Consider the following 18300-nt stretch of genomic DNA (forward strand, 5'->3'; position numbering starts at 1 on the left):
CGAAGAACGCCGGTCACAGGAATCAGCAAGGCTCATCGGTCACCCGGGGCCGCAACTACCCCTTGGAATCGATCATCTAGTCCGACCAGCTCGGTTCATCACCTTCGGCTGCCTTCGACCACCGTCGCCGACAACGGACACGGACGCCGATCGGGCACTCTCCTCAGACGACCGGCTCGCCGATGCCCAGCATGTTCCCCTCGCTGTCACGGAACCAGGCGCCGCGTTCACCCCGTGCGCCCTTGCTCGGGTAGTTCCCGTCGATCTCCGCGATCCCCTCCCTCGTCCGGAACCCGGGCACGTCGACCTCCTCGAACACCACGCCGCGCCGCTTGAGCTCCGATACGACCGTCTCGATGCTGTCGACCTCGAAGGCCATCTGAGTGAAGGTGCCGGGCGAGGCTCCCGTCGACCGGAACACGACGAAGTCCGCGCCCTCGCACCGGTACAGCAGCCCGCCGGGCCGCTCATCGACGGGCTCCAGACCGAGCTGCTCGGAGTAGAAGCGCCGTGCTCGGTCCAGGTCCTGGGCGGGAAGCCTGGTCGCCACACGTGCCCCGGCCAGAATGTTCCTGTCGTCTGCGTTCATGTCTCCAATATGGCGTGAGAGGTGGCGGCAGGGACGGAGGCGGCAGGCGTGTGGCGGCCTCACCGAAAGAGCGGTGCCCTGGAGCAGCAGAACCCTTGAACAGCCCTGAACGGCACAGGGAATGTCCACGCCCCAACGCGGGCTCCACCCGGTACGAGCCGCGTTTCAGCAGGTCAGCGGATTCCCTCGGTTCTTCGCCGCTGGGCCGGTGTGCGGCCCCGGCTGCGCCAGACCCTTCTGGACAAGCTGCGCGGCGCGAAAGGGGACTTCAAGACGCCCATCCTGCGTACTCATCTGCCGGCGACGTCCGAGCTCACGCCGCCGAGTGGTCTTGGGCGTGTCTCTCGGTGAGTGCGGGCGGTTTGGCGGGGGGCCGTTTACGGCTGGAAGTACTCCGACATCAGGCGGCTGACCCATTCCGGCTGCTTGATGTTCACCGCGCGGAACTCCGCCAGCGTCGGCTCCAGGTCGATGACCGGGGTGCCGAAGACCGCGTCGAGGCCCAGCACCGTCAGTTCGCGGCCGTGGCCGGATTCGATGGCGCAGCACGTCACCCCGATGCGGTTGGGTCTACGGGGGCCGCGGCCGGCGAAGACACCAACGGGCGGGGGACGCGGATGCGGGCCATGACGGTTTCGAAGGCCGGTGCGTCGCCGGTCTGGCCCGCTGTGACGGCGAAGGCAAGGGGACGTGTGCCGTCGTCAGCGGCCAGGCGGACCTTGGTGCTCAGTCCGCCGCGGGAGCGTTCGGGCGCGTGAGGGTCCGGCTCGTCACGGCCTGCGGCCCATTTTTGTGTGCTCCGGCGGCGTCTCGGCTTCCTGGGCGGCCATGACCTCATCGCCGTGCTCGAAGGCCCATGCTCCGACGGCGTCGATGGGGGCCAACAAGGTCTGTCCCAGGGCGGTGAGTTGGTACTCGACCCGCGGTGGCGCTCCGGGATGTGTGTGCCGGTCCACCAGTCCGTTGAACTGCAGGCGCCGCAGTGTCTCGGTGAGGACCTTGGAGCTGATGCCCCCGATTCGCTCCCGCAGTTCGACCGGGCGCCTGGGACCCTCGCGCAGTGCCCAAAGCACTACGGCGTTCCAGGTGTTGGAGAGCAGGTCGAAGGCGAGGCGGGCGCGGCAGTCGGCGAGGAAGGCGTCGGTGGTCACGTACCGAATGGTGCCCGAAAGGCCGCCTAGCGTCGTCCTGGAAGGTCGAAGCAGGCACGGAGAGGAATCGCGTGATGAGGATCGGCGTGCTGGGAACGGGCGGCATGGCGGACGCACTCGCCACCCACTGGGTGCGGGCCGGGCACGAGGTGACCGTCGGGGGACGGGACGTGGACAAGGCGGAGCGGCTCGCGACGCGCATCGGGGGCGGCGCGAAGCCTGCGAGTCTGCGTGTGGCGGCCGAGTTCGGTCAGGTGGTGCTGGCCGCGCTGCCCTTTGACGCTGGGGTGAGCGTGGCACGGGAGCTGCGGGTGGCCCTGGACGGCAAGGTGCTGCTCGACTGTTCCAATCCGGTCGGGCCGGGTTTCCGGCTGCTGACGGAAGGCGGCCCTTCGGCCGCACGGCAGCTGGCCGCGGCGGCACCGGGCGCCCATGTGGTCAAGGCGTTCAATCTCTGCCACGAGGACGTGTGGCGCATGCGGCCGCCCGTTTTCGACGGGCGGCCACTGGCCGTTCCGGTCTGCGGGGACGACCGTGCGGCCCTCGCGCGCGTACGTGAGTTGGTGCGGGACGTGGGCTGCGCGCCCGTGGCCGGCGGCGGTCTCGAACGGGCGGGGCTCCTGGAGGCGACCGCCGCGCTGTTCATCGCGCTGTGGGTCGCAGAGGAAGCGGATGTCCAGGCGATCGCTCCTCCGCTGGCCTATGCGGCCGGACCGGGCCGTGAGCAGGCAGAAGGCGGCAAGAGGGCTGATGGATGATGGCGGACGGCGTTGTCGTACGGCGTGCGGCAGGCGGTGAGTGATCAGGAGTTCGGACCGGTTCGGGCGCTGGTGGTCACCGCACCCGGATCGGCCCGCTCCACGCCGGGCCGGGTGAGCTGTGCAAGGTCGTCACCGTCAGGGCCGGGTCGCCGGCGATCTCCGCCTGTGTGAAGCGTTCGGTGACCCACTGCTTGCGGGAGAAGCGGCGGGTCTGGTCCGTGTAGTGGGGCGAGGCCGGGTTCGATGACTCGCCGTAGGTGAGGAGGGTGTGGGCGCGGGGCCCGTCCGGGGTCAGTTCGACGGCCATCAGGAAGCTGCTGCCGAAGGCGCCGACGGGCGGGGTGCCGGTGCCAGAGCGGGGGCTCGCGTCCACGACGTCGAAGCAGCCCACGTCGCAGCCGGGCAGCGGGATGCCGGCCCACTTCTGTACGGCGCCGAGCTCGGTGTCGACCGGGAGTCCACGGGCGGCGAAGTCCTGGACGGCGTCGGCCAGCGCATGCTGGACGCGTACGTCGTCGCCGTTGATGCCGCGCGGCGTGGTGAGGGGCCGGGCCGGGTCGTAGGGGACGCGGCGCCAGGTGTCGGACGGGCCGTTGTCGAGGAGGCGGTTGAAGAAGGTGATCCAGAGCGCGGCGCCCCGGCCGGTGGTGTCGGCGCGGGTGTCCCAGCGGGCGAGAGTCGTGCATGCATGCTGTACGTCGACCTCCGTGCCGTCCGTGGTCGTCAGGCGTGGGTGGGCGCGGCACATGCCGACCACGTCGTCGCGGCCCGTCTCGGCCGACAGGACGCGGTTGCCGAGCATCGACGCGCGCAGGGTGGCCTGGGTGAAGCCCGGGGCGCCGAGTCCGTCCGTGCCGTCCGCGCGCTGCGCGATCATGCGGAGTCCGAGCTGGGCCCGCTGGTCGAGGCGGGGATCGATGTCGTACACGCCCGGGAGGCCGGTGAGGGGCGCCTCGGGGTTGGTGTACTGGGGTCCGTTGTTGGAGTTGGCGACGTAGTCGGTGCGGCTCAGCTTCGGCTGGTGGGAGGGGCCGTAGATGCCCGGCACGAGCGCGTCGGGGTCGCTGCCCCAGGCGCAGGCCGACGTCGAACCGTCCAGGGCGGCGGGCGTCTCCTCGCCGGCCGGAAGGGTGCAGCGCCCCAGTTGTGCGTCGGTGAGGTGCGGGACGGCCGAGGAGTCGGTGAAGTACGTACCGCCGCTGGTGTCGGCCGCGAGGGTGTAGGTCCAGGGGATGCCCTGGTAGGTGTCCTGGGCGGTGCGCAGCTGGGCGAGGTCGCGGGCCTTGCCCATGGCCAGCCAGGCGTTCATGGAGCGCAGGTTGTCGGCGTTGGCGTCGCGGACGGCGTAGGCGGTCTTCGTGGTCCAGGCGGAGGAGAGGACCGGGCCGAAGCGTGAGGTGTACAGGGTGCGGTCGACGGTCGACAGCTTGCCGTTCTCATCGCGGACGGTGACCGGGACCGTGCGCCGTTTCATCCGCTCGGCCTTCCCGTCGACCACATAGCTGGTCGGGTCGCCGGGCACGAGCTTCAAGGCGTAGAAGGAGGCGTGCTGGGCGTCGCTCGCGGTGTGCGTCCAGGCGAGACTTCGGTTGTGGCCGATCTCGACCAGGGGAGTGCCGTACAGGCCGGCCCCGGACACGTCCAGGGTGCCGGGGATCGTCAACTGCACCTGGTAGAAGCGGAAGCGGCCGACGGCCCAGGGAAGGTGCGGGTTGGCGAGGACCATCGCGTTGCCGGTGCGGGTGGCGTCCCGGCCGAGTGCCCAGCCGTTGCTGCCGACGCCGGTCGTGGCGAGGCCCTGCGCGCCCAGGGCCGTCGCACGGGAGGTCCCGGAGGCCGCCGTGCCCTTGACGGCCGGGGTCTTTATGGCTGCCGCGTCGTTGCCGTCCGGGGTCTTTGAGACTGCCATGCCCTTGCCGCCCGGGGCCCCGGAGGCCGCCGTGCCGCCCGTGCCTGCCGCCGGAGGCTTCGCGTCGCCGATGTCCGGCGCCAGCGGCACCTCCGCGGTCACCCTGTTGACGTCGTACACGACGCTCCACAGGTCGAGCGGGGTGATCGGCCGCACCCAGGGCTTGCCCTTGCAACGCGGGTCCGGCAGCTTGCCGACGCCCGTGTCGCGCAGATAACGGTTGTACCCGGCGGCGTACCCATCGACCATCCGGCGCAGCTCCGCCGTCGGCCCCAGCGGCGCCTTCCGGTCGAGCAGCCGCTGGACGGTGCCCGCGCGCCGTTGCCCCGTGTAGTACGTGTCGCTCGCGAGGTTGGCGCCCTCGCCGGACTCCCCGCCGGGCCCGAAGAATTGGGACCGCTCGCCCCGCAAGGTCACCACTTGGTCGGCGAGTTCGCACACGTTGTCCTGCGCGAACGCGTAGCCGTAGCCGTATCCGAGGCCGTCGAAGTCCCGGGCCAGGATGTGCGGGATGCCGTACTCCGTCCGGCTGATTTGGGCCGTGTGCCCGCCCTCGGCCACCGTCTCGCCGTCCGGCCCCGTCGCGGCGGAGGAAGCCGCGGGCAGGAGGGCCACGGTGGCCGAGGTGAGACAGAGGGCGGCCGCGACAGCCGCCGACCTGCCTGGCAGGAAACGCTTATGACGCTTCGTCAGTGTTCTGGGTTCACCCATGCTGCCACCCTTCAGGGTGAGCCGCCGGGCGGCATCGAGCCTCCGGCGGATTTCCGGGCGGCGTGTCAGTCCGGGGATGTACGCCTTTGGGCTCTGCCGGCTCTGGGCAGGCTCTGATCGGCTCCGTCCGGCCCGCTGTCCGTCGCGCCCTTGGACCGGGCCCGTTCGTCGGGCGTCCAGTGCCAGGAACTGTCCGGCCGGTCATGCGGAGCCGGATGACGAGTGCTGCTGCGGTGACGGTGCCTGGGAGACGGAGCCGCGCTTGCCGTGACGGGTGGCGACAGCCCGGGAGTTCCTTCTGTGCCAGAGGGCCTGTCGCCTACCGTCGCGTCAGCCAGGCCGTGATCTCGTCCACCACCGTCGGCTCGACGTGTCCTGACCGCGCATACTCGGCCGGGGTGGGGTGGCCGCTGCCGGAGAAGAAAAGGTGGTTGGCGTCCTGGTGGATCCGGATGGTCACCTCGGGCCGGTGCGCTAGGGCGTTCTGCCAGCGGACCAGGTCGTCGGTGACGGTCACTTGGTAGTCCCGGCCGCCCTGCAGGATCAGCATCGGGCAGGTCAGCCCTGCTGCCGTGGCCACTGGGTCGTAGGCGCGCAGGTCGAGCCAGTAGGAGGCGGAGAATCCCAGCGGCAGCAGCTTTGACGGTGTGTCAGGGGTAAGGCCGGGGGATGCCACCAGCGCGGCCTGCCGGACGAGTGCGGCAACCATATCCTCCGCGCCGGGCCCGGGGGTGAGTGCCGCGAGACGGCGGGCCACCCGGACGGCCGCCTCGTGCATCGGTTGTGCGTCTGCCGCGAGCAGCACCAGGCCCGCGATCGACGGGTCGGCGGCGGCGATCCGGGGTGCCGCCTTGCCACCCATGCTGTGGCCGAGCAGGTGGATCCGGTCCGGGGCCACTTCGGGCTGCTGCCGGAGCAGACGGACGGCGGCGAGCGCGGGCGGCAGGTACTCGTCGGCCATGGTGAAGTCCTGCGGCAGGCGATCCGGGTGCGCGAAGGTCGCCTTGTCGAAGCGCAGCACGGCCACCTGCCGGGTGGCGAGCCCCCAGGCGAGGTCCTTGAGCGGCTTGTTCGGGCCGCTGCTCTCGTCTCGGTCGAACGCACCGCCACCGCTGAGCAGCACTACGGCGGGCCACGGTCCGGGGCCGACAGGCAGGCTGAGCGTGCCGGGCACGGCGAGCGGACCGGTCCCGAGCATGATGTCCCGCTCGGTGAACCGGGCCGTATCCGCATAGTGCGGTGGATGCCACTCGGAGCCGCCGTGCGGGTCGAGGCGCAGTCCGTGCAGCAGGCCGTCGCCTCCGACCGAAGTGACCACGGTGAAGCCGCCGTTCGCGCAGGTCACTGCGATGTGCACGCGCACGGGGTCGGCCTCGTCGGCCTGGCTCGCCGGCTCTTCGACCGCCCTGACCCCGCCATGTCCGGCTGCCTGGGCAGCCCATGCGAGCCTCAGCGCCTCGGCAGAGACCGCGGCGCGCAGGGGTGGCGCGAACAGCTCCACGATCTCGTCAAAACGCTCCGCCTGCAGCAGCGCGGCGAAGCCTCGCGCCACCTCCATGGCCCCACCCTTGTCAATTCTCATGATTGAGAAAGGTAGCAGTTGTGAGAAAGTCTGGGCATGGACTCCCTGGACCTGCTCGCCCACCCCATCCGACTGCGGATCGTCCATGCGATGGGCGGCGGAAGGCTGCTGACCACCACTCAGCTCTGCGCACGTATCCCCGAAGCCTCCAAGGCCACCGTCTACCGCCACATCGATCTGCTGGTGGACGGCGGGATTCTGGAGGTCGCCGAGGAACACAGGGTGCGCGGCGCAGTACAACGGCACTACCGGCTGCGGCAGGACCGTGCCGTGATCGGCTCCGAGACGGTCCGCACGCTCACGCCGACGGACCATCGCCAGACATTCGCCACCGCGATGACCGCCCTGCTGGCCGAGTTCAACGCCTATCTCGCCCGCGAAGGGGCCGACCCGGTGGCCGACCAAGTGGGCTACCGGCAACACGCACTCTGGCTCAGCCCAGCAGAACTGGAAGAACTGACCGGTGAACTCCGCGCGGCCATCGCACCGAGACTGGCCAACCGGCCGAGCCCTGAGCGGGCACAGTACCTGCTCAGCCCGATCCACTTCCCGGTGGAAAACCCGCAGCGGGAAACTGGGCAGCCGGCGGCTGCAACGGATCACGAAACGGACACATGACCGGCGGGACGGCTCCTGGGGCCGGAGCATGATCTCGCTGTGGGTGTACCGCCGTACCTTATCCGTAGGCTCGCGCCCCCACCTGGCCGTGGCCCGCCGGCCGCCGATCGTGTCGATCCCCTCCGGCCGCACGCCCAACTCCACTGCCGGCTCCACGTAGCCGTCGCCGAACGTGTCGATGAACGCGTCGAAGTTTCCCCCCGGAAGCCCGCTTGCCGGATCCGTTCGGCCGCGTCCTGCCCGTACCCGCCCGGAATGACATCAGGACTCACTCCCGTTCAGTCCTCAGGACCGGTTGCCCAACTCTGGCTCGATGCTGGCCATTTTGTGCACCCGGACTTGCCGACGCCTTGACGATCCGTTTCCTGCACGTTCAGCCAGCCGCCTGTGTCTGCGTTGTGTGCCGTCCCTAAGGTCCCTGAGTGTTTCGGAAGAAGGGGCTCATGGACACACCTCTCGCAGTTCAGGCTCGCGGGATCACCAAGTGTTTCGGTGACGTCGTGGCACTCGACGGCGTCGATCTGGACGTGGCACAGGGCCAGATCCACGGCCTGGTCGGACCGAACGGCGCCGGCAAGACGACGCTGCTCGGTCTCCTGCTGGGCCTGGCCGTCGCCGACAGCGGCCACCTCGAGATCCTGGGCACACCGCTCAGGCGCGCGCTCGCCGCTCCCGACGGCGTCGCCGGCTTCGTGGACGGACCCGGCCTCTACCCCTCGCTCACCGCCCGGCAGAACCTCGCCGCGCTGGCCGCTCTGCGAGGCCGCGACGCGCGGACAGCGGGAGTCGACGACGTGCTCGACCAGGTCGGGCTCACCGATGTCGCCGACGACCAGGCCCGCGGCTTCTCCCTCGGCATGCGCCAGCGGCTCGGACTCGCGGCCGCCCTGCTCACCAAGCCCCGGCTGCTCGTGCTCGACGAACCCTCCAACGGCCTCGACCCGGCCGGCAAAAGACACGTACACGGTGTCCTCACCCGGCTCGCCGCGGACGGAACCAGCGTCGTGCTCTCCAGCCACCGCATGGACGACCTCCAGGCACTGTGCTCCGAGGCCACCATCCTCGCCACCGGACGGGTCGTCTTCTCCGGCCCGCTGAGCAAGCTGGCCGCCGAGAGCCGCGAACTCGACTACCGGCTGCTCACCTCCGACCCGCAGGCCGCCCGCCGGCTGGCCCTCGATGCGGCCGCGATCCGCGTCGTCGACGACACCGGGACACGCCACGACGCCGAGGCGCTCGTCGTGCGCGCGCCGGTGCCCGCCCTCGACGAACTGGTGGTGCGGCTCGTACAGGCGGGCATCGCGCTGCGCGAGCTCGCCCCCCAGGTGTCGCCGCTCGAAGCGGCGTTCCTCGCCCTCACCGAGCAGAAGGAGACCGGCCGGTGACCGCGACCCTCACCCACGACAACGTTGCCGCGGCCCGCCGTGTCTCCGTTCCCCGCGCCTACCGCTTCGAGCTGGTCAAACTCGTCTCGCAATGGCGGATCCGGCTGCTGGTCCTCGCCTGCTGGATCGCGCCGGCGCTCTTCGTCGCCGCGGTGAGCCAGCAGAGCACACTCCCCTCCGACACCCTCTTCGGCCGCTGGATGCACGCCACCGGATGGGCCGGAACGCTGGTGATGCTCGGCTTCGCGGGCACCTGGGCGCTCCCACTGCTGACCTCGGTGGTCGCCGGCGACGTGTTCGCCTCCGAGGACAGGCTCGGCACCTGGCGCCACCTGCTCGTGGCGGTCCGCTCACCCAGGCGGATCTTCGCGGCGAAGGCACTGGCCAGCCTCACCGTCATCCTGCTGCTCGTGGCCGGACTGGCCACATCCAGCACGGCCGGCGGGATCGTGGCGGTCGGCAACCAGCCGCTCGCTGGCCTCGACGGCCACCTGCTGAGCCCGGCGGACGCCGCCGGCAAGGTCCTGCTCGCCTGGATCTGCGTCCTTGCCCCGACCCTGGCCCTCGCCGCGATCGGACTGCTCGGGTCCGTCACGCTGGGGCGCTCCCCGATGGGACTGCTGCTGCCCGCGCTCGTCGCGCTCGCGATGCAGCTCGCCCAGATGATGCCGCTGCCCGTCGCCGTACGCCTCGCCCTGCCCAGCTACGCCTTCATCGCCTGGAACGGCCTGTTCACCAGCCCCATGCAACTCGGCCCGCTCCTGATCGGCATCGGGGTCAGCCTGCTGTGGGCCGTGACCGCGACCGCGCTGGCCTACGTGCTCTTCCTGCGGCGCGACTTCACCAACCCGACCTACGACGGCTCGGGGCGCCGCGCGGTCACCGCCGCAGGCCTGCCGCTCGCCGCTCTGGTCGCCGTCACGGTCGCGGTGCTCGCCTCGGCGAGCGGGGCCTCGGGCTCCGGGATTGAGCAGGACAAAGTGCAGCGCTCGGTTGCCACGGCGTTCGCCCACCTCTATCGCCTGCAGACCGAGCAGCTCAACCGCCCCGCCGTCACAGAAGCGCAGTTGAAGGCCACGGCGACGTGCGACAAGGGCAGCGTCAAGGTCGCCGCCGAGGGGCCGGGCAATGACTGGCGCTGCGTCGTGTCCTGGCATCTGCCCGGCATCGACGTCGTGGGGACGGCGATCTACCAGCTCGACCTCACACCTGACGGTCGTTTCATGGCCGACGGCGACGGACCGAAGGAAGTCAACGGCTACTTCCTGGTCCGCACCCCGACCGGGGACGCACCCAACCCGCTGTGGCAGTTCGACGGCAACGTCGACCTGCTCGCCACCCCGAAGGGATAACTCCATGCAGGTAGCACGGCAGCGTCGGAGCAACGAGAAGGAACAGATCAACCTCTTTGGCAGACGCGTCGGCCGCCGTAGCACTCTGGTAGCGGCGGGCATCGCTGTGGCCCTCGCTGTCACGGGCACCGCTGTTGCCTCGACGAGCCAGTTCGCCACCCAGCAGGTCGGTCAGGTCACCGCCAACGGCCAGGTCATCTCGAGCGACCAGTACATCGCCCCGTACGGCAGCCGCACCGTCATCAACAACGGCAAGATCATGTCGTCCGCGGTCAGCCCGGACGGGAGCCATCTCGCGGCCTCGGTCACCGACGGCGATGCGTCGCTGGTCGTCATGGACCTCAAGACCGGGCAGGTGCAGCAGCGCGTCGGCACCGCCGCGACGGACGACCTGCGCATCACGAGCGGCGCCGTCGGCCAGGAGGGGCCGACGTACTCGCCCGACGGTTCGCAGCTGTGGCTGGGCCAGAGCGACGGCTACACCAAGTTCACCGTGAACCCGGACGGCACCCTCTCCAGCCCGACCACCATCTCGATCCCGGCCGACGGCTCCAAGCACGCACTCGTGGGTGCCGCGGTGTTCTCGGCCGACGGTTCCACCGTGTACGGCGCGGTCAACGGCCAGAACCGGGTGGCCGCCATCGACGCGGCGACCGGGACCATCAAGCAGAGCTGGGCCGTTGGCAACGCACCCCGTGGCATCGCCATGGTCGGCAACAAGCTCTACGTCAGCAACGAGGGCGGGCGCCCGGCCAAGGCCGGCGACACCACGATCAACTCCTACGGCACCCAGGTTCCGGCCAACCCGCAGACCGGTGCCACCACCACCGGCACGGTCAGCGTCATCGACCTGACGGACCCGACCGCAGCCGTCGGGAGCATCGACGTCGGTCTGCACCCGACGGCCGTGTACGCCAAGAACGGGGCGGTGTTCGTCACCAACACCGCCGACAACAACGTGTCGGTCATCGACACCCGCAAGAACAAGGTCGTGCAGACCATCGCCACCCAGCCGTGGCCGGAGGCGTCGGTGGGCTACGAGCCCAACGCGGTGACGCTCACCGACGACGGCCGTCTGCTGGTGACGCTCGGCCGCGCCAACGCCGTCGCCGTCTACCGCTACAAGTCCCCTCAGGAGCCCGCCAGTTACGTCGGCCTGCTCCCGACGGACTACTTCCCCGCGGAGATCACCACCGTGGGCAAGAAGGTGATCGTCTCCAACACCCGCGGCATTGACGCCCGCCGCCCCACCAACAAGGCCGGGCACGGCACCCACGACACCACGTCGAGCCTGACGCAGTTCACGCTGCCGGACGACAGCGTCATCAGGTCCCAGACGGGCAAGGTCTTCCAACAGAACGGCTGGACGCGCGGCTCGGTCTCGCTGGCCCATGGCAAGGGCGACCAGAAGCAGGTGCCGGTCCCGGCGCGGCTCGGCGCCCCCTCGACGATCAAGCACGTCTTCATGATCGTCAAGGAGAACCGGACCTACGACCAGGTCTTCGGTGACATGCCGCAGGGCAACGGCGACCCGTCGGTGACGCAGTTCGGCGAGAACGTGACGCCGAACCAGCACGCGCTGGCCTCGCAGTTCGGGCTGTACGACAACACCTACGACATCGGCACGAACTCCGCCGAGGGTCACAACTGGCTGATGCAGGCCGACGACCCGGAGTACACCGAGTCCTCGGCCGGTGAGTACACGCGCAGCTACGACACCGAGGACGACGCTCTGGGCCACCAGAAGTCCGGCTTCATCTGGACCGGTGCGCAGGCGGCCGGGAAGTCCGTCAGGGACTTCGGCGAGTTCCAGTCGTTCGAGAGCAAGCCGGCCGGCGCGTCCTGGCAGAACCTGTACTGCGACACCAAGAACATGGAGGCGACCGGGCAGAACACCGCCTACCCCATCCAAACGGGCTCGGCGATCCCGTCGCTCAACAAGGTGTCGGTGCCCGGCTTCCCGCTGTTCGACACCAGCGTCCCGGACGTCTACAAGGAGCAGATCTGGAAGCAGGACTTCGAGAAGAACGGTCCGGCGAACCTGAACATGTTCTGGCTCTCCAACGACCACACCGGTGGCCCGGCGAACGCGGCCGCCCAGGTCGCGGACAACGACCTCGCGGTCGGCCGGATGGTCGATGAGATCTCGCACAGCAAGTACTGGAAGGACTCGGCGATCTTCGTCGTCGAGGACGACTCCCAGGCCGGCCTGGACCACGTCGACGGCCACCGTGCCCCCATCCAGATCATCAGCCCCTGGGCCCAGCACGCCGCCGTCGACAGCCACTACTACTCGCAGATCACGATGATCCGGACCATCGAGCAGATCCTCGGGATCCACCCGATGAACCAGAAGGACAGCGCGGCCAGCCCGATGCGCGGGGCGTTCACCCGGCACCCCGACTTCACGCCGTTCAAGGCGCTGCCCAACCGGACCTCGCTGACCGACGGCCTGAAGACCCCGCCCTCCTGCGGCGTGGACACCCCGGCACCGCAGGACCCCAGCGCGGCGCCCGTGCCCTCGGCCAAGGTGCCGGCGGCCAAGCGGGCACTCGCGGCGACGTGGGAGGAGTGGAAGACGCACCAGCGGCTGACCGGGCCGGGCGCCATTCCCGACTTCGCGAACCCCGCACAGATGAACCACTTCACCTGGTACCAGACCCACGGATGGACCAAGCCCTACCCCGGCGAGAGCAAGATCTTCGCGCCCAAGGACGTCCCGGGCGCCTACATCCCCTCCTCGGAGTCCGACGGCTGACGCAGACTCATCGCGTGAAGGGGCCCTTGTACGGCGTCACCGCCGGCCAAGGGCCCCTTCCGTCCCCTGTACGGCACATACAGGAGCCCTGCCTCGGAACGCGAGCCGCCTCTCCTGCCGCGGCCAGGAGAGCGCCGTGGCGGATGCCGGATTCCGGACGACGACCCGTCGGCAACCCCAACGGCCCCTCGTCCAGGCCGCGTCGGTACGAGCCGTGCACACCTCCCGCCCCCACCCGGCGGCCCGGGCACAGGCCCCGCCCACCAGGGCGCGGGGCCTGCCGTGCCGAGGCCCGCAACAGCAGCGAGGCAACAAAACATTGCCCTCCGCCGCCCGGTTCCAGGGCGCTGAAACCATCGTGAAACCGCGCTGAATGCGCCTTGCCGCAACCTCCTCGGCATGACGACAACGACCTCGCACTCACTCGCCATCGCGGCCAAGGGGCTGCGCAAGGCCTACGGCGACAAGACGGTCCTCGACGGCATCGACCTGGCGGTGCCGGCCGGCACGGTCTTCTCCCTGCTCGGCCCGAACGGCGCCGGCAAGACCACCGCCGTGAAGATCCTCTCCACCCTCATCACCGCCGACGCCGGCGAGCTGCGGGTCGGCGGCCACGACCTCGCCGCCGACCCCCAGGCCGTACGGGCCGCGATCGGCGTCACCGGACAGTTCTCCGCCGTCGACGGTCTGATCACCGGCGAGGAGAACATGCTCCTCATGGCGGACCTGCACCACCTCTCCCGCAGCGAGGGCCGCCGCACCGCCGCCGAACTTCTTGAGCGCTTCGACCTCACCGAGGCCGCGAAGAAGCCCGCCTCCACCTACTCCGGCGGCATGAAGCGCCGCCTCGACCTCGCCATGACGCTGGTCGGCGACCCGCGGATCATCTTCCTCGACGAGCCGACCACCGGTCTCGACCCGCGCAGCCGCCACAACATGTGGCAGATCATCCGCGAGCTGGTCTCCGACGGTGTCACCGTCTTCCTCACCACCCAGTACCTGGACGAGGCCGACGAACTCGCCGACCGCATCGCGGTGTTGAACGACGGCAAGATCGCCGCCGAAGGCAGCGCCGACGAGCTGAAGCGGCTCATCCCCGGCGGCCACGTCCGGCTCCGCTTCACCGACCCCGCCGCCTACCAGTCCGCCGCCGTCGCCCTGCGCGAGGTCACCCGTGACGACGAGGCACTGGCGCTGCAGATCCCCAGCGACGGCAGCCAGCGCGAACTGCGCGCCATCCTCGACTGGCTCGACTCCACCGGCATCGAGGCGGACGAGCTGACCGTGCACACCCCCGACCTCGACGACGTGTTCTTCGCCCTGACCGGCCCCACCACCATCCCCACCCAGCCGAACCAGCCCACCCAGCCGAACCAGTCCAAGGAGAACGTCCGATGAGCGCCCTCTCCCTCGCCGTCCGCGACTCGAACACCATGCTGCGCCGCAACCTCCTGCACGCGCGCCGCTACCCGTCCCTCACCCTGAACCTGCTGCTCACCCCGATCATGCTGCTGCTGCTCTTCGTCTACATCTTCGGCGACGTGATGAGCACGGGCATCGGCGGCGCCGACCGCTCCGACTACATCGCCTATATCGTCCCGGGCATCCTGATGATGACCATCGGCGGCACCGTCATCGGGACCGCGGTGTCCGTCGCCACCGACATGAACGAGGGCATCATCGCCCGCTTCCGCACGATGGCCATCCACCGCGGGTCCGTGCTCGTCGGGCACGTCGTCGGCAGCGTGCTGCAGTGCATCGCCAGCGTGGTCCTCGTCGGCGCCCTCGCCGTCGCCATCGGCTTCCGGTCCACGGGCGCAACCGCCCTGGAATGGCTGGCGGCGTTCGGCCTGCTCGCGCTGTTCGCCCTGGCACTCACCTGGATCGCCGTCGGGATGGGCATGGCCAGCCCGAACGCCGAGGCGGCCAGCAACAGCGCACAGCCGCTGATCCTCCTGCCGCTCATCTCCAGCGCCTTCATCCCGGCCGACACGATGCCGGGCTGGTTCCAGCCGATCGCCGAGTACCAGCCGTTCACCCCGGCCATCGAGACCCTGCGCGGTCTGCTGCTCGGCACCGGGATCGGCAACAACGGGTGGATCGCGATCGCCTGGTGCGTCGGCCTGACCGTGCTCGGCTACCGCTGGTCGACGGCGTCCTTCAACCGCGACCCGAAGTAGCCGCCATGACAGCGCGGGCCGCCTCCCGCAACTCGTCCCGCTCCAGGGCGGCGTACTCCGACACCGCGTCGGTGTACGCCGCCCTGTCGGCGTCTTCCGCCGCCTTCCGGGCGCGGTCCGCCGACATCGTCGGCTGGAACTCGCGCATCACCCCCAGCCGTTCGGCCAGCGCGATCATCCGTACGGCACTCGTGTCGCCGGACGCGAGCCCAGCCATGCCGAGGGCGTGCAACACCGTTCCGAACAAGGGGAGTTCGGAGGGTGAGCCGACCGGATCGCACAGCAGCGTCCGCAGCCGCTGCCGCAACCGGTCGACCACCTGCGCGACCAGCCCGAGCCGGCCGGCGTGCGCGTGCGCCGTCACCGCCACCGACTGGATCAGGAACGCCCACGGGTCGAGCCGGGAGTCGCCGCCGCGCAGCGAGCCGGCCGCGAGCATCCGCTCCACAGCACCGCGCCACAGGCCGAGCCCGACCTCCGTCAGCCCGCGGGCGAGCGCGATCTCGGCGCGCCCGCCGAGGTCGGGCCGGTAGAAGTCGTCCTCCTGCGGGGTGTTGTCGCTCTCCGCCTGCCGCAGCCAGTCCTCGGCCTCGTCGGTCTCGCCGCGCTGCAGACAGGCGAGAACCAGGAGCGAGCGGATGCTGATGTAGTCCTGCCCGTCCCCGAGCCGCGGCAGCACCTTGAGCGCCGCCTGGAGATGCTCGTACGCCTCCTCGCCCCGCGCCGTCCGCAGACACAGCTCGCTCAGCCGGGAGTGCACCATCAGCTGCACGGACGGATTGTCGACCGCCGCCAGTCCGGCGACCGCCCGCCGTGCGGAGACGAGCGCGCGGTCGATGTCGTGCTCGAACTCCCAGACGTAGCAGGCGACGCACTCGGCGATGCCGGAGAGCAACGGCTGCGCGCTGCCGCCCTCGTCCTCGCCCTCGCAGAGCCTCCGCAGCACGTCGTAGCCGGGAGGCCGTATCTCGGGGACCGCGCACAGGACGATCGCGGTGGCACGCATCAGCGTGTCCGGCGGGGCCGGAGGCAGCCGCCGCAGGGTGACGAGCTGGCGCACGGCGCGCGGGCCGGGGCCCATGAACACGGTCGCCGTCCCCAACACCGCGGCGGTGCGGGCGACTTCGACGTACTCGGGCCCGGGACGGTAGTGCGACAGCGGCGGCCCGGTGTCCGCGGCGAGGGCGGCGAGGCGGGGAAAGCTGGTGCCTGTGGACCACAGACTGGCGAGGACGGCGGTGACGGCGGCAATGGCGGGGTTGTCCGTACGGGCCAGGGCATGCCGCAGCGCCAGCACGAGGTTGTCCTGCTCGGCCTTGATCCGCTCCCAGGCGGCCTGCGCATCCGAGCCGAAGAGCGCGTCGTGGTACGCGACCCCGAAGTCCCGCGCCCACGCGAGGAACCGGCCCACAGCCTCCTCGTCCTCGCCCGCCTCCGCCCGCCGGGCCGCGCTGAACTCCCGTACGGTCTCCAGCATCCGGAACCGCACCCCGGCCGGGGTCTCGGAGACGGTGAGCAGCGACTGACCGGCCAACTGCTCAAGAAGCAACAGCGCATCCTCGCCGAGGACCCGCTCCGCCGCTTCACCGCCGAAACCGCCGGGGAACACGGACAGCGTGCGCAGCGCCGCCCGGGCGTCCTGCGCAAGCAGGTTCCAGCTCCACTCCACGACCGCGTGCAGCGTGCGGTGACGCTCCGGCACACCCCGCACCCCGCCGCGCAGCAGCGCGAACCGGTCACCGAGGCGGCGGGCGATCTCCGGCACCGACAGCACCCGTACCCGAGCCGCGGCCAGCTCCACGGCGAGCGGCAGCCCGTCGAGGTGACGGCACAGCCCGGCCACCGCGTCCGGCGGCAGCTCCACGCCGGGCCGCGCCGCCCGGGCCCGCTGCGTGAACAGCTCGACGGAGATGCCGAGACCCAGCTCCGGCAGCGCGTACACCGCCTCCGACGTCAGGCCCAGCGGGGCCCGGCTGGTGGCCAGCACCCGCAGGTCCTTCGAGGACGAGACCAGTGCCTGTACGAGGCCGGCGGCACCGGCGATGACCTGCTCGCAGTTGTCGAGCACCAGCAGCGCGGACCCGGAGCCGAGCACACCGAGGATGCCGGACACCGGGTCGTGACCGCGCACAGCGCCGGGCCGCCCCTCGCCCGCGCCGAGCGCGGAAGCCACCTCCGCGGCCACGTCCTCGTCCGCCGTGACACCGGCGAGCGGCACGAAATACACCACGCGCTGCTCGGCCCGGCGGCTGACGGCGTGCGCGAGCCGGGTCTTGCCGAGGCCGCCGGGGCCGACGACGGTGACGGCGCGGGAGGCCCGCAGCAGCCGCTCCACCGCCGCGACGTCCTCGTCCCGGCCCAGCAGCGGGTTCGGCTCGTGCGGCACACCGTGCCGGACCACGGGCGACTCGCCGCGCAGCAGCTCCTGCTGTACGGCCTTGAGCCCGGCGCCCGGATCCGTGCCGAGCGTCTCGCGCAGCTCACGCCGGTACGCCTCGTACCGCATCAGGGCGGCGGACGGCCCCGCCGTCGCCGCCTCACCGCGCAGCAACTCGGCGAGCACTTCCTCGTCCCGCGGATGCTCCGCGGCGGCCACGCCCAGCGGCCCGGCGGCCTCCGCGTGCCGCCCCAGCCGGGCGAGCGCGAGCGCCCGCGCGCGTACGAGCGCGCCGCGGACCGGGGCACGCTCGGCGCGCAACGCGGCCACGGGGTCGTCGGCGCTGCCGGCCCCGTCAGGAGTGCCCTCCCACAGCGCGAGCCCGGCCTCGGCCGCGGCCAGCGATCCCGCGTGGTCCCCGGCCCTGGCCCGCTCCGCGCCGGCGGCGGCGTGCAGCAGCAGGGCGGAGCTGTCGACCTGGTCCTCGGCGAGGGCGAGCCGGTATCCGGCCGGCGTGCTCGCGAGGACGCCGGTGCCCAGCTGCGCCCGCGCCCTGGACACGAGGACCTGCACCGCCTTTCCCGGCCGCTCCGGCAGCTCTTCCGGCCACAGCCCGGCCACCAGCCGCTCGGTGCTGCAGCCCGTGCGCAAGTCGCCCGCGAGCAGCGCGAGGAGACCGCGGAGCCGGGGCGCGGTGACCTCCTGCCCGCGATAGGCGACACGTGGCAGCAGGGTCAGGTCGGTGGTCACCCGTGCAGATTAACCAAGGCGCCGGCCGCGGGAACGCCCACCGCAGGCCGAACTCCCGCCGCCCGTACGGCACTGCCCCCCCCGTGCGCCCGCCGCCGGGGCTGCTGCCGCGGCCGCACCGACCGTCCCAGCACCCCGCCCCGACCGTTCCCGTCCTCGCGCGCCAACCGTTCCCGC

At 71.1% G+C, this 18300-nt stretch carries 13 protein-coding genes; 7 read left to right on the forward strand and 6 right to left on the reverse strand.

Annotated features, from left to right (window positions below; translation table 11 throughout):
• Positions 1 to 163: 163 nt before the first annotated feature.
• The 3 genes from FNV62_RS45170 to FNV62_RS45180 all read right to left on the reverse strand — a co-directional run bounded on the left by FNV62_RS45170 (position 164) and on the right by FNV62_RS45180 (position 1740).
• On the reverse strand, positions 164 to 589 hold the full coding sequence (locus FNV62_RS45170) for a VOC family protein (RefSeq protein ID WP_054231693.1): 426 nt from the start codon (positions 587 to 589) through the stop codon (positions 164 to 166).
• A 377-nt stretch (positions 590 to 966) separates the two neighbouring features.
• A complete protein-coding gene (locus FNV62_RS45175; protein ID WP_263986808.1) occupies positions 967 to 1143 on the reverse strand; it encodes a hypothetical protein in 177 nt (58 codons plus the stop codon).
• A 216-nt stretch (positions 1144 to 1359) separates the two neighbouring features.
• Positions 1360 to 1740 carry a winged helix-turn-helix transcriptional regulator gene (locus FNV62_RS45180; RefSeq protein WP_144316179.1) on the reverse strand — a complete coding sequence of 127 codons (381 nt, stop codon included), beginning with the start codon at positions 1738 to 1740 and terminating at the stop codon, positions 1360 to 1362.
• A 74-nt stretch (positions 1741 to 1814) separates the two neighbouring features.
• Here FNV62_RS45180 and FNV62_RS45185 point away from each other — a divergent pair, with 74 nt between their 5' ends.
• Positions 1815 to 2498: an NADPH-dependent F420 reductase gene (locus tag FNV62_RS45185; protein ID WP_144316180.1), complete on the forward strand. Its 684-nt coding sequence runs from the start codon at positions 1815 to 1817 to the stop codon at positions 2496 to 2498.
• A gap of 76 nt (positions 2499 to 2574) precedes the next feature.
• Here the strand turns inward: FNV62_RS45185 and FNV62_RS45190 are convergent, their stop codons facing one another.
• Entirely contained in the window at positions 2575 to 5121 is a 2547-nt protein-coding gene (locus FNV62_RS45190; RefSeq protein WP_144316181.1) for a penicillin acylase family protein, read from the reverse strand.
• 319 nt (positions 5122 to 5440) lie between these two features.
• Entirely contained in the window at positions 5441 to 6703 is a 1263-nt protein-coding gene (locus FNV62_RS45195) for a serine aminopeptidase domain-containing protein (RefSeq protein WP_144316182.1), read from the reverse strand.
• A gap of 36 nt (positions 6704 to 6739) precedes the next feature.
• On the opposite strand from FNV62_RS45195, the gene FNV62_RS45200 reads away from it, so the two are divergent.
• The 6 genes from FNV62_RS45200 (at position 6740) to FNV62_RS45225 (ending at position 14996) form a co-directional block, all read left to right on the forward strand.
• The gene (locus FNV62_RS45200) at positions 6740 to 7321 is read left to right on the forward strand and encodes a helix-turn-helix domain-containing protein (protein ID WP_143604014.1); all 582 of its coding nucleotides are present in this window, start codon (positions 6740 to 6742) and stop codon (positions 7319 to 7321) included.
• Positions 7322 to 7764: 443 nt separating this feature from the next.
• Positions 7765 to 8706, forward strand: a complete 942-nt coding sequence (locus FNV62_RS45205) for an ABC transporter ATP-binding protein (RefSeq protein WP_144316183.1) — start codon at positions 7765 to 7767, stop codon at positions 8704 to 8706.
• Entirely contained in the window at positions 8703 to 10058 is a 1356-nt protein-coding gene (locus FNV62_RS45210; RefSeq protein WP_143656450.1) for an ABC transporter permease, read from the forward strand. The genes FNV62_RS45205 and FNV62_RS45210 overlap by 4 nt, the downstream gene beginning before the upstream one ends.
• 4 nt (positions 10059 to 10062) lie before the next feature.
• Positions 10063 to 12816: a bifunctional YncE family protein/alkaline phosphatase family protein gene (locus FNV62_RS45215; protein WP_143656451.1), complete on the forward strand. Its 2754-nt coding sequence runs from the start codon at positions 10063 to 10065 to the stop codon at positions 12814 to 12816.
• Positions 12817 to 13215: 399 nt separating this feature from the next.
• Positions 13216 to 14214: an ATP-binding cassette domain-containing protein gene (locus FNV62_RS45220; protein WP_097287633.1), complete on the forward strand. Its 999-nt coding sequence runs from the start codon at positions 13216 to 13218 to the stop codon at positions 14212 to 14214.
• Positions 14211 to 14996, forward strand: coding sequence for an ABC transporter permease (locus FNV62_RS45225; RefSeq protein WP_144316184.1), 786 nt, complete (start codon positions 14211 to 14213; stop codon positions 14994 to 14996). Before FNV62_RS45220 ends, FNV62_RS45225 begins: the two co-directional genes overlap by 4 nt.
• Here FNV62_RS45225 and FNV62_RS45230 read toward each other — a convergent pair.
• Positions 14977 to 18123 (reverse strand): ATP-binding protein, encoded by a 3147-nt coding sequence (locus FNV62_RS45230; RefSeq protein WP_144316185.1) that lies wholly within the window; start codon positions 18121 to 18123, stop codon positions 14977 to 14979. The genes FNV62_RS45225 and FNV62_RS45230 overlap by 20 nt on opposite strands.
• Positions 18124 to 18300 lie beyond the last annotated feature (177 nt).

The organism is Streptomyces sp. RLB3-17, assembly GCF_007113425.2.
In the GTDB taxonomy this organism is placed as follows: domain Bacteria; phylum Actinomycetota; class Actinomycetes; order Streptomycetales; family Streptomycetaceae; genus Streptomyces; species Streptomyces mirabilis_D.

What these genes read in the sequence shown, in the direction of transcription:
- FNV62_RS45220 (WP_097287633.1), top strand. Translation starts at nt 13,216, where the DNA reads ATGACGACAACGACCTCGCACTCACTCGCCATCGCGGCCAAGGGGCTG.
- FNV62_RS45170 (WP_054231693.1), bottom strand. Translation starts at nt 589, where the DNA reads ATGAACGCAGACGACAGGAACATTCTGGCCGGGGCACGTGTGGCGACC.
- FNV62_RS45225 (WP_144316184.1), top strand. Translation starts at nt 14,211, where the DNA reads ATGAGCGCCCTCTCCCTCGCCGTCCGCGACTCGAACACCATGCTGCGC.
- FNV62_RS45215 (WP_143656451.1), top strand. Translation starts at nt 10,063, where the DNA reads ATGCAGGTAGCACGGCAGCGTCGGAGCAACGAGAAGGAACAGATCAAC.
- FNV62_RS45190 (WP_144316181.1), bottom strand. Translation starts at nt 5,121, where the DNA reads ATGGGTGAACCCAGAACACTGACGAAGCGTCATAAGCGTTTCCTGCCA.
- FNV62_RS45205 (WP_144316183.1), top strand. Translation starts at nt 7,765, where the DNA reads ATGGACACACCTCTCGCAGTTCAGGCTCGCGGGATCACCAAGTGTTTC.
- FNV62_RS45185 (WP_144316180.1), top strand. Translation starts at nt 1,815, where the DNA reads ATGAGGATCGGCGTGCTGGGAACGGGCGGCATGGCGGACGCACTCGCC.
- FNV62_RS45200 (WP_143604014.1), top strand. Translation starts at nt 6,740, where the DNA reads ATGGACTCCCTGGACCTGCTCGCCCACCCCATCCGACTGCGGATCGTC.
- FNV62_RS45195 (WP_144316182.1), bottom strand. Translation starts at nt 6,703, where the DNA reads ATGAGAATTGACAAGGGTGGGGCCATGGAGGTGGCGCGAGGCTTCGCC.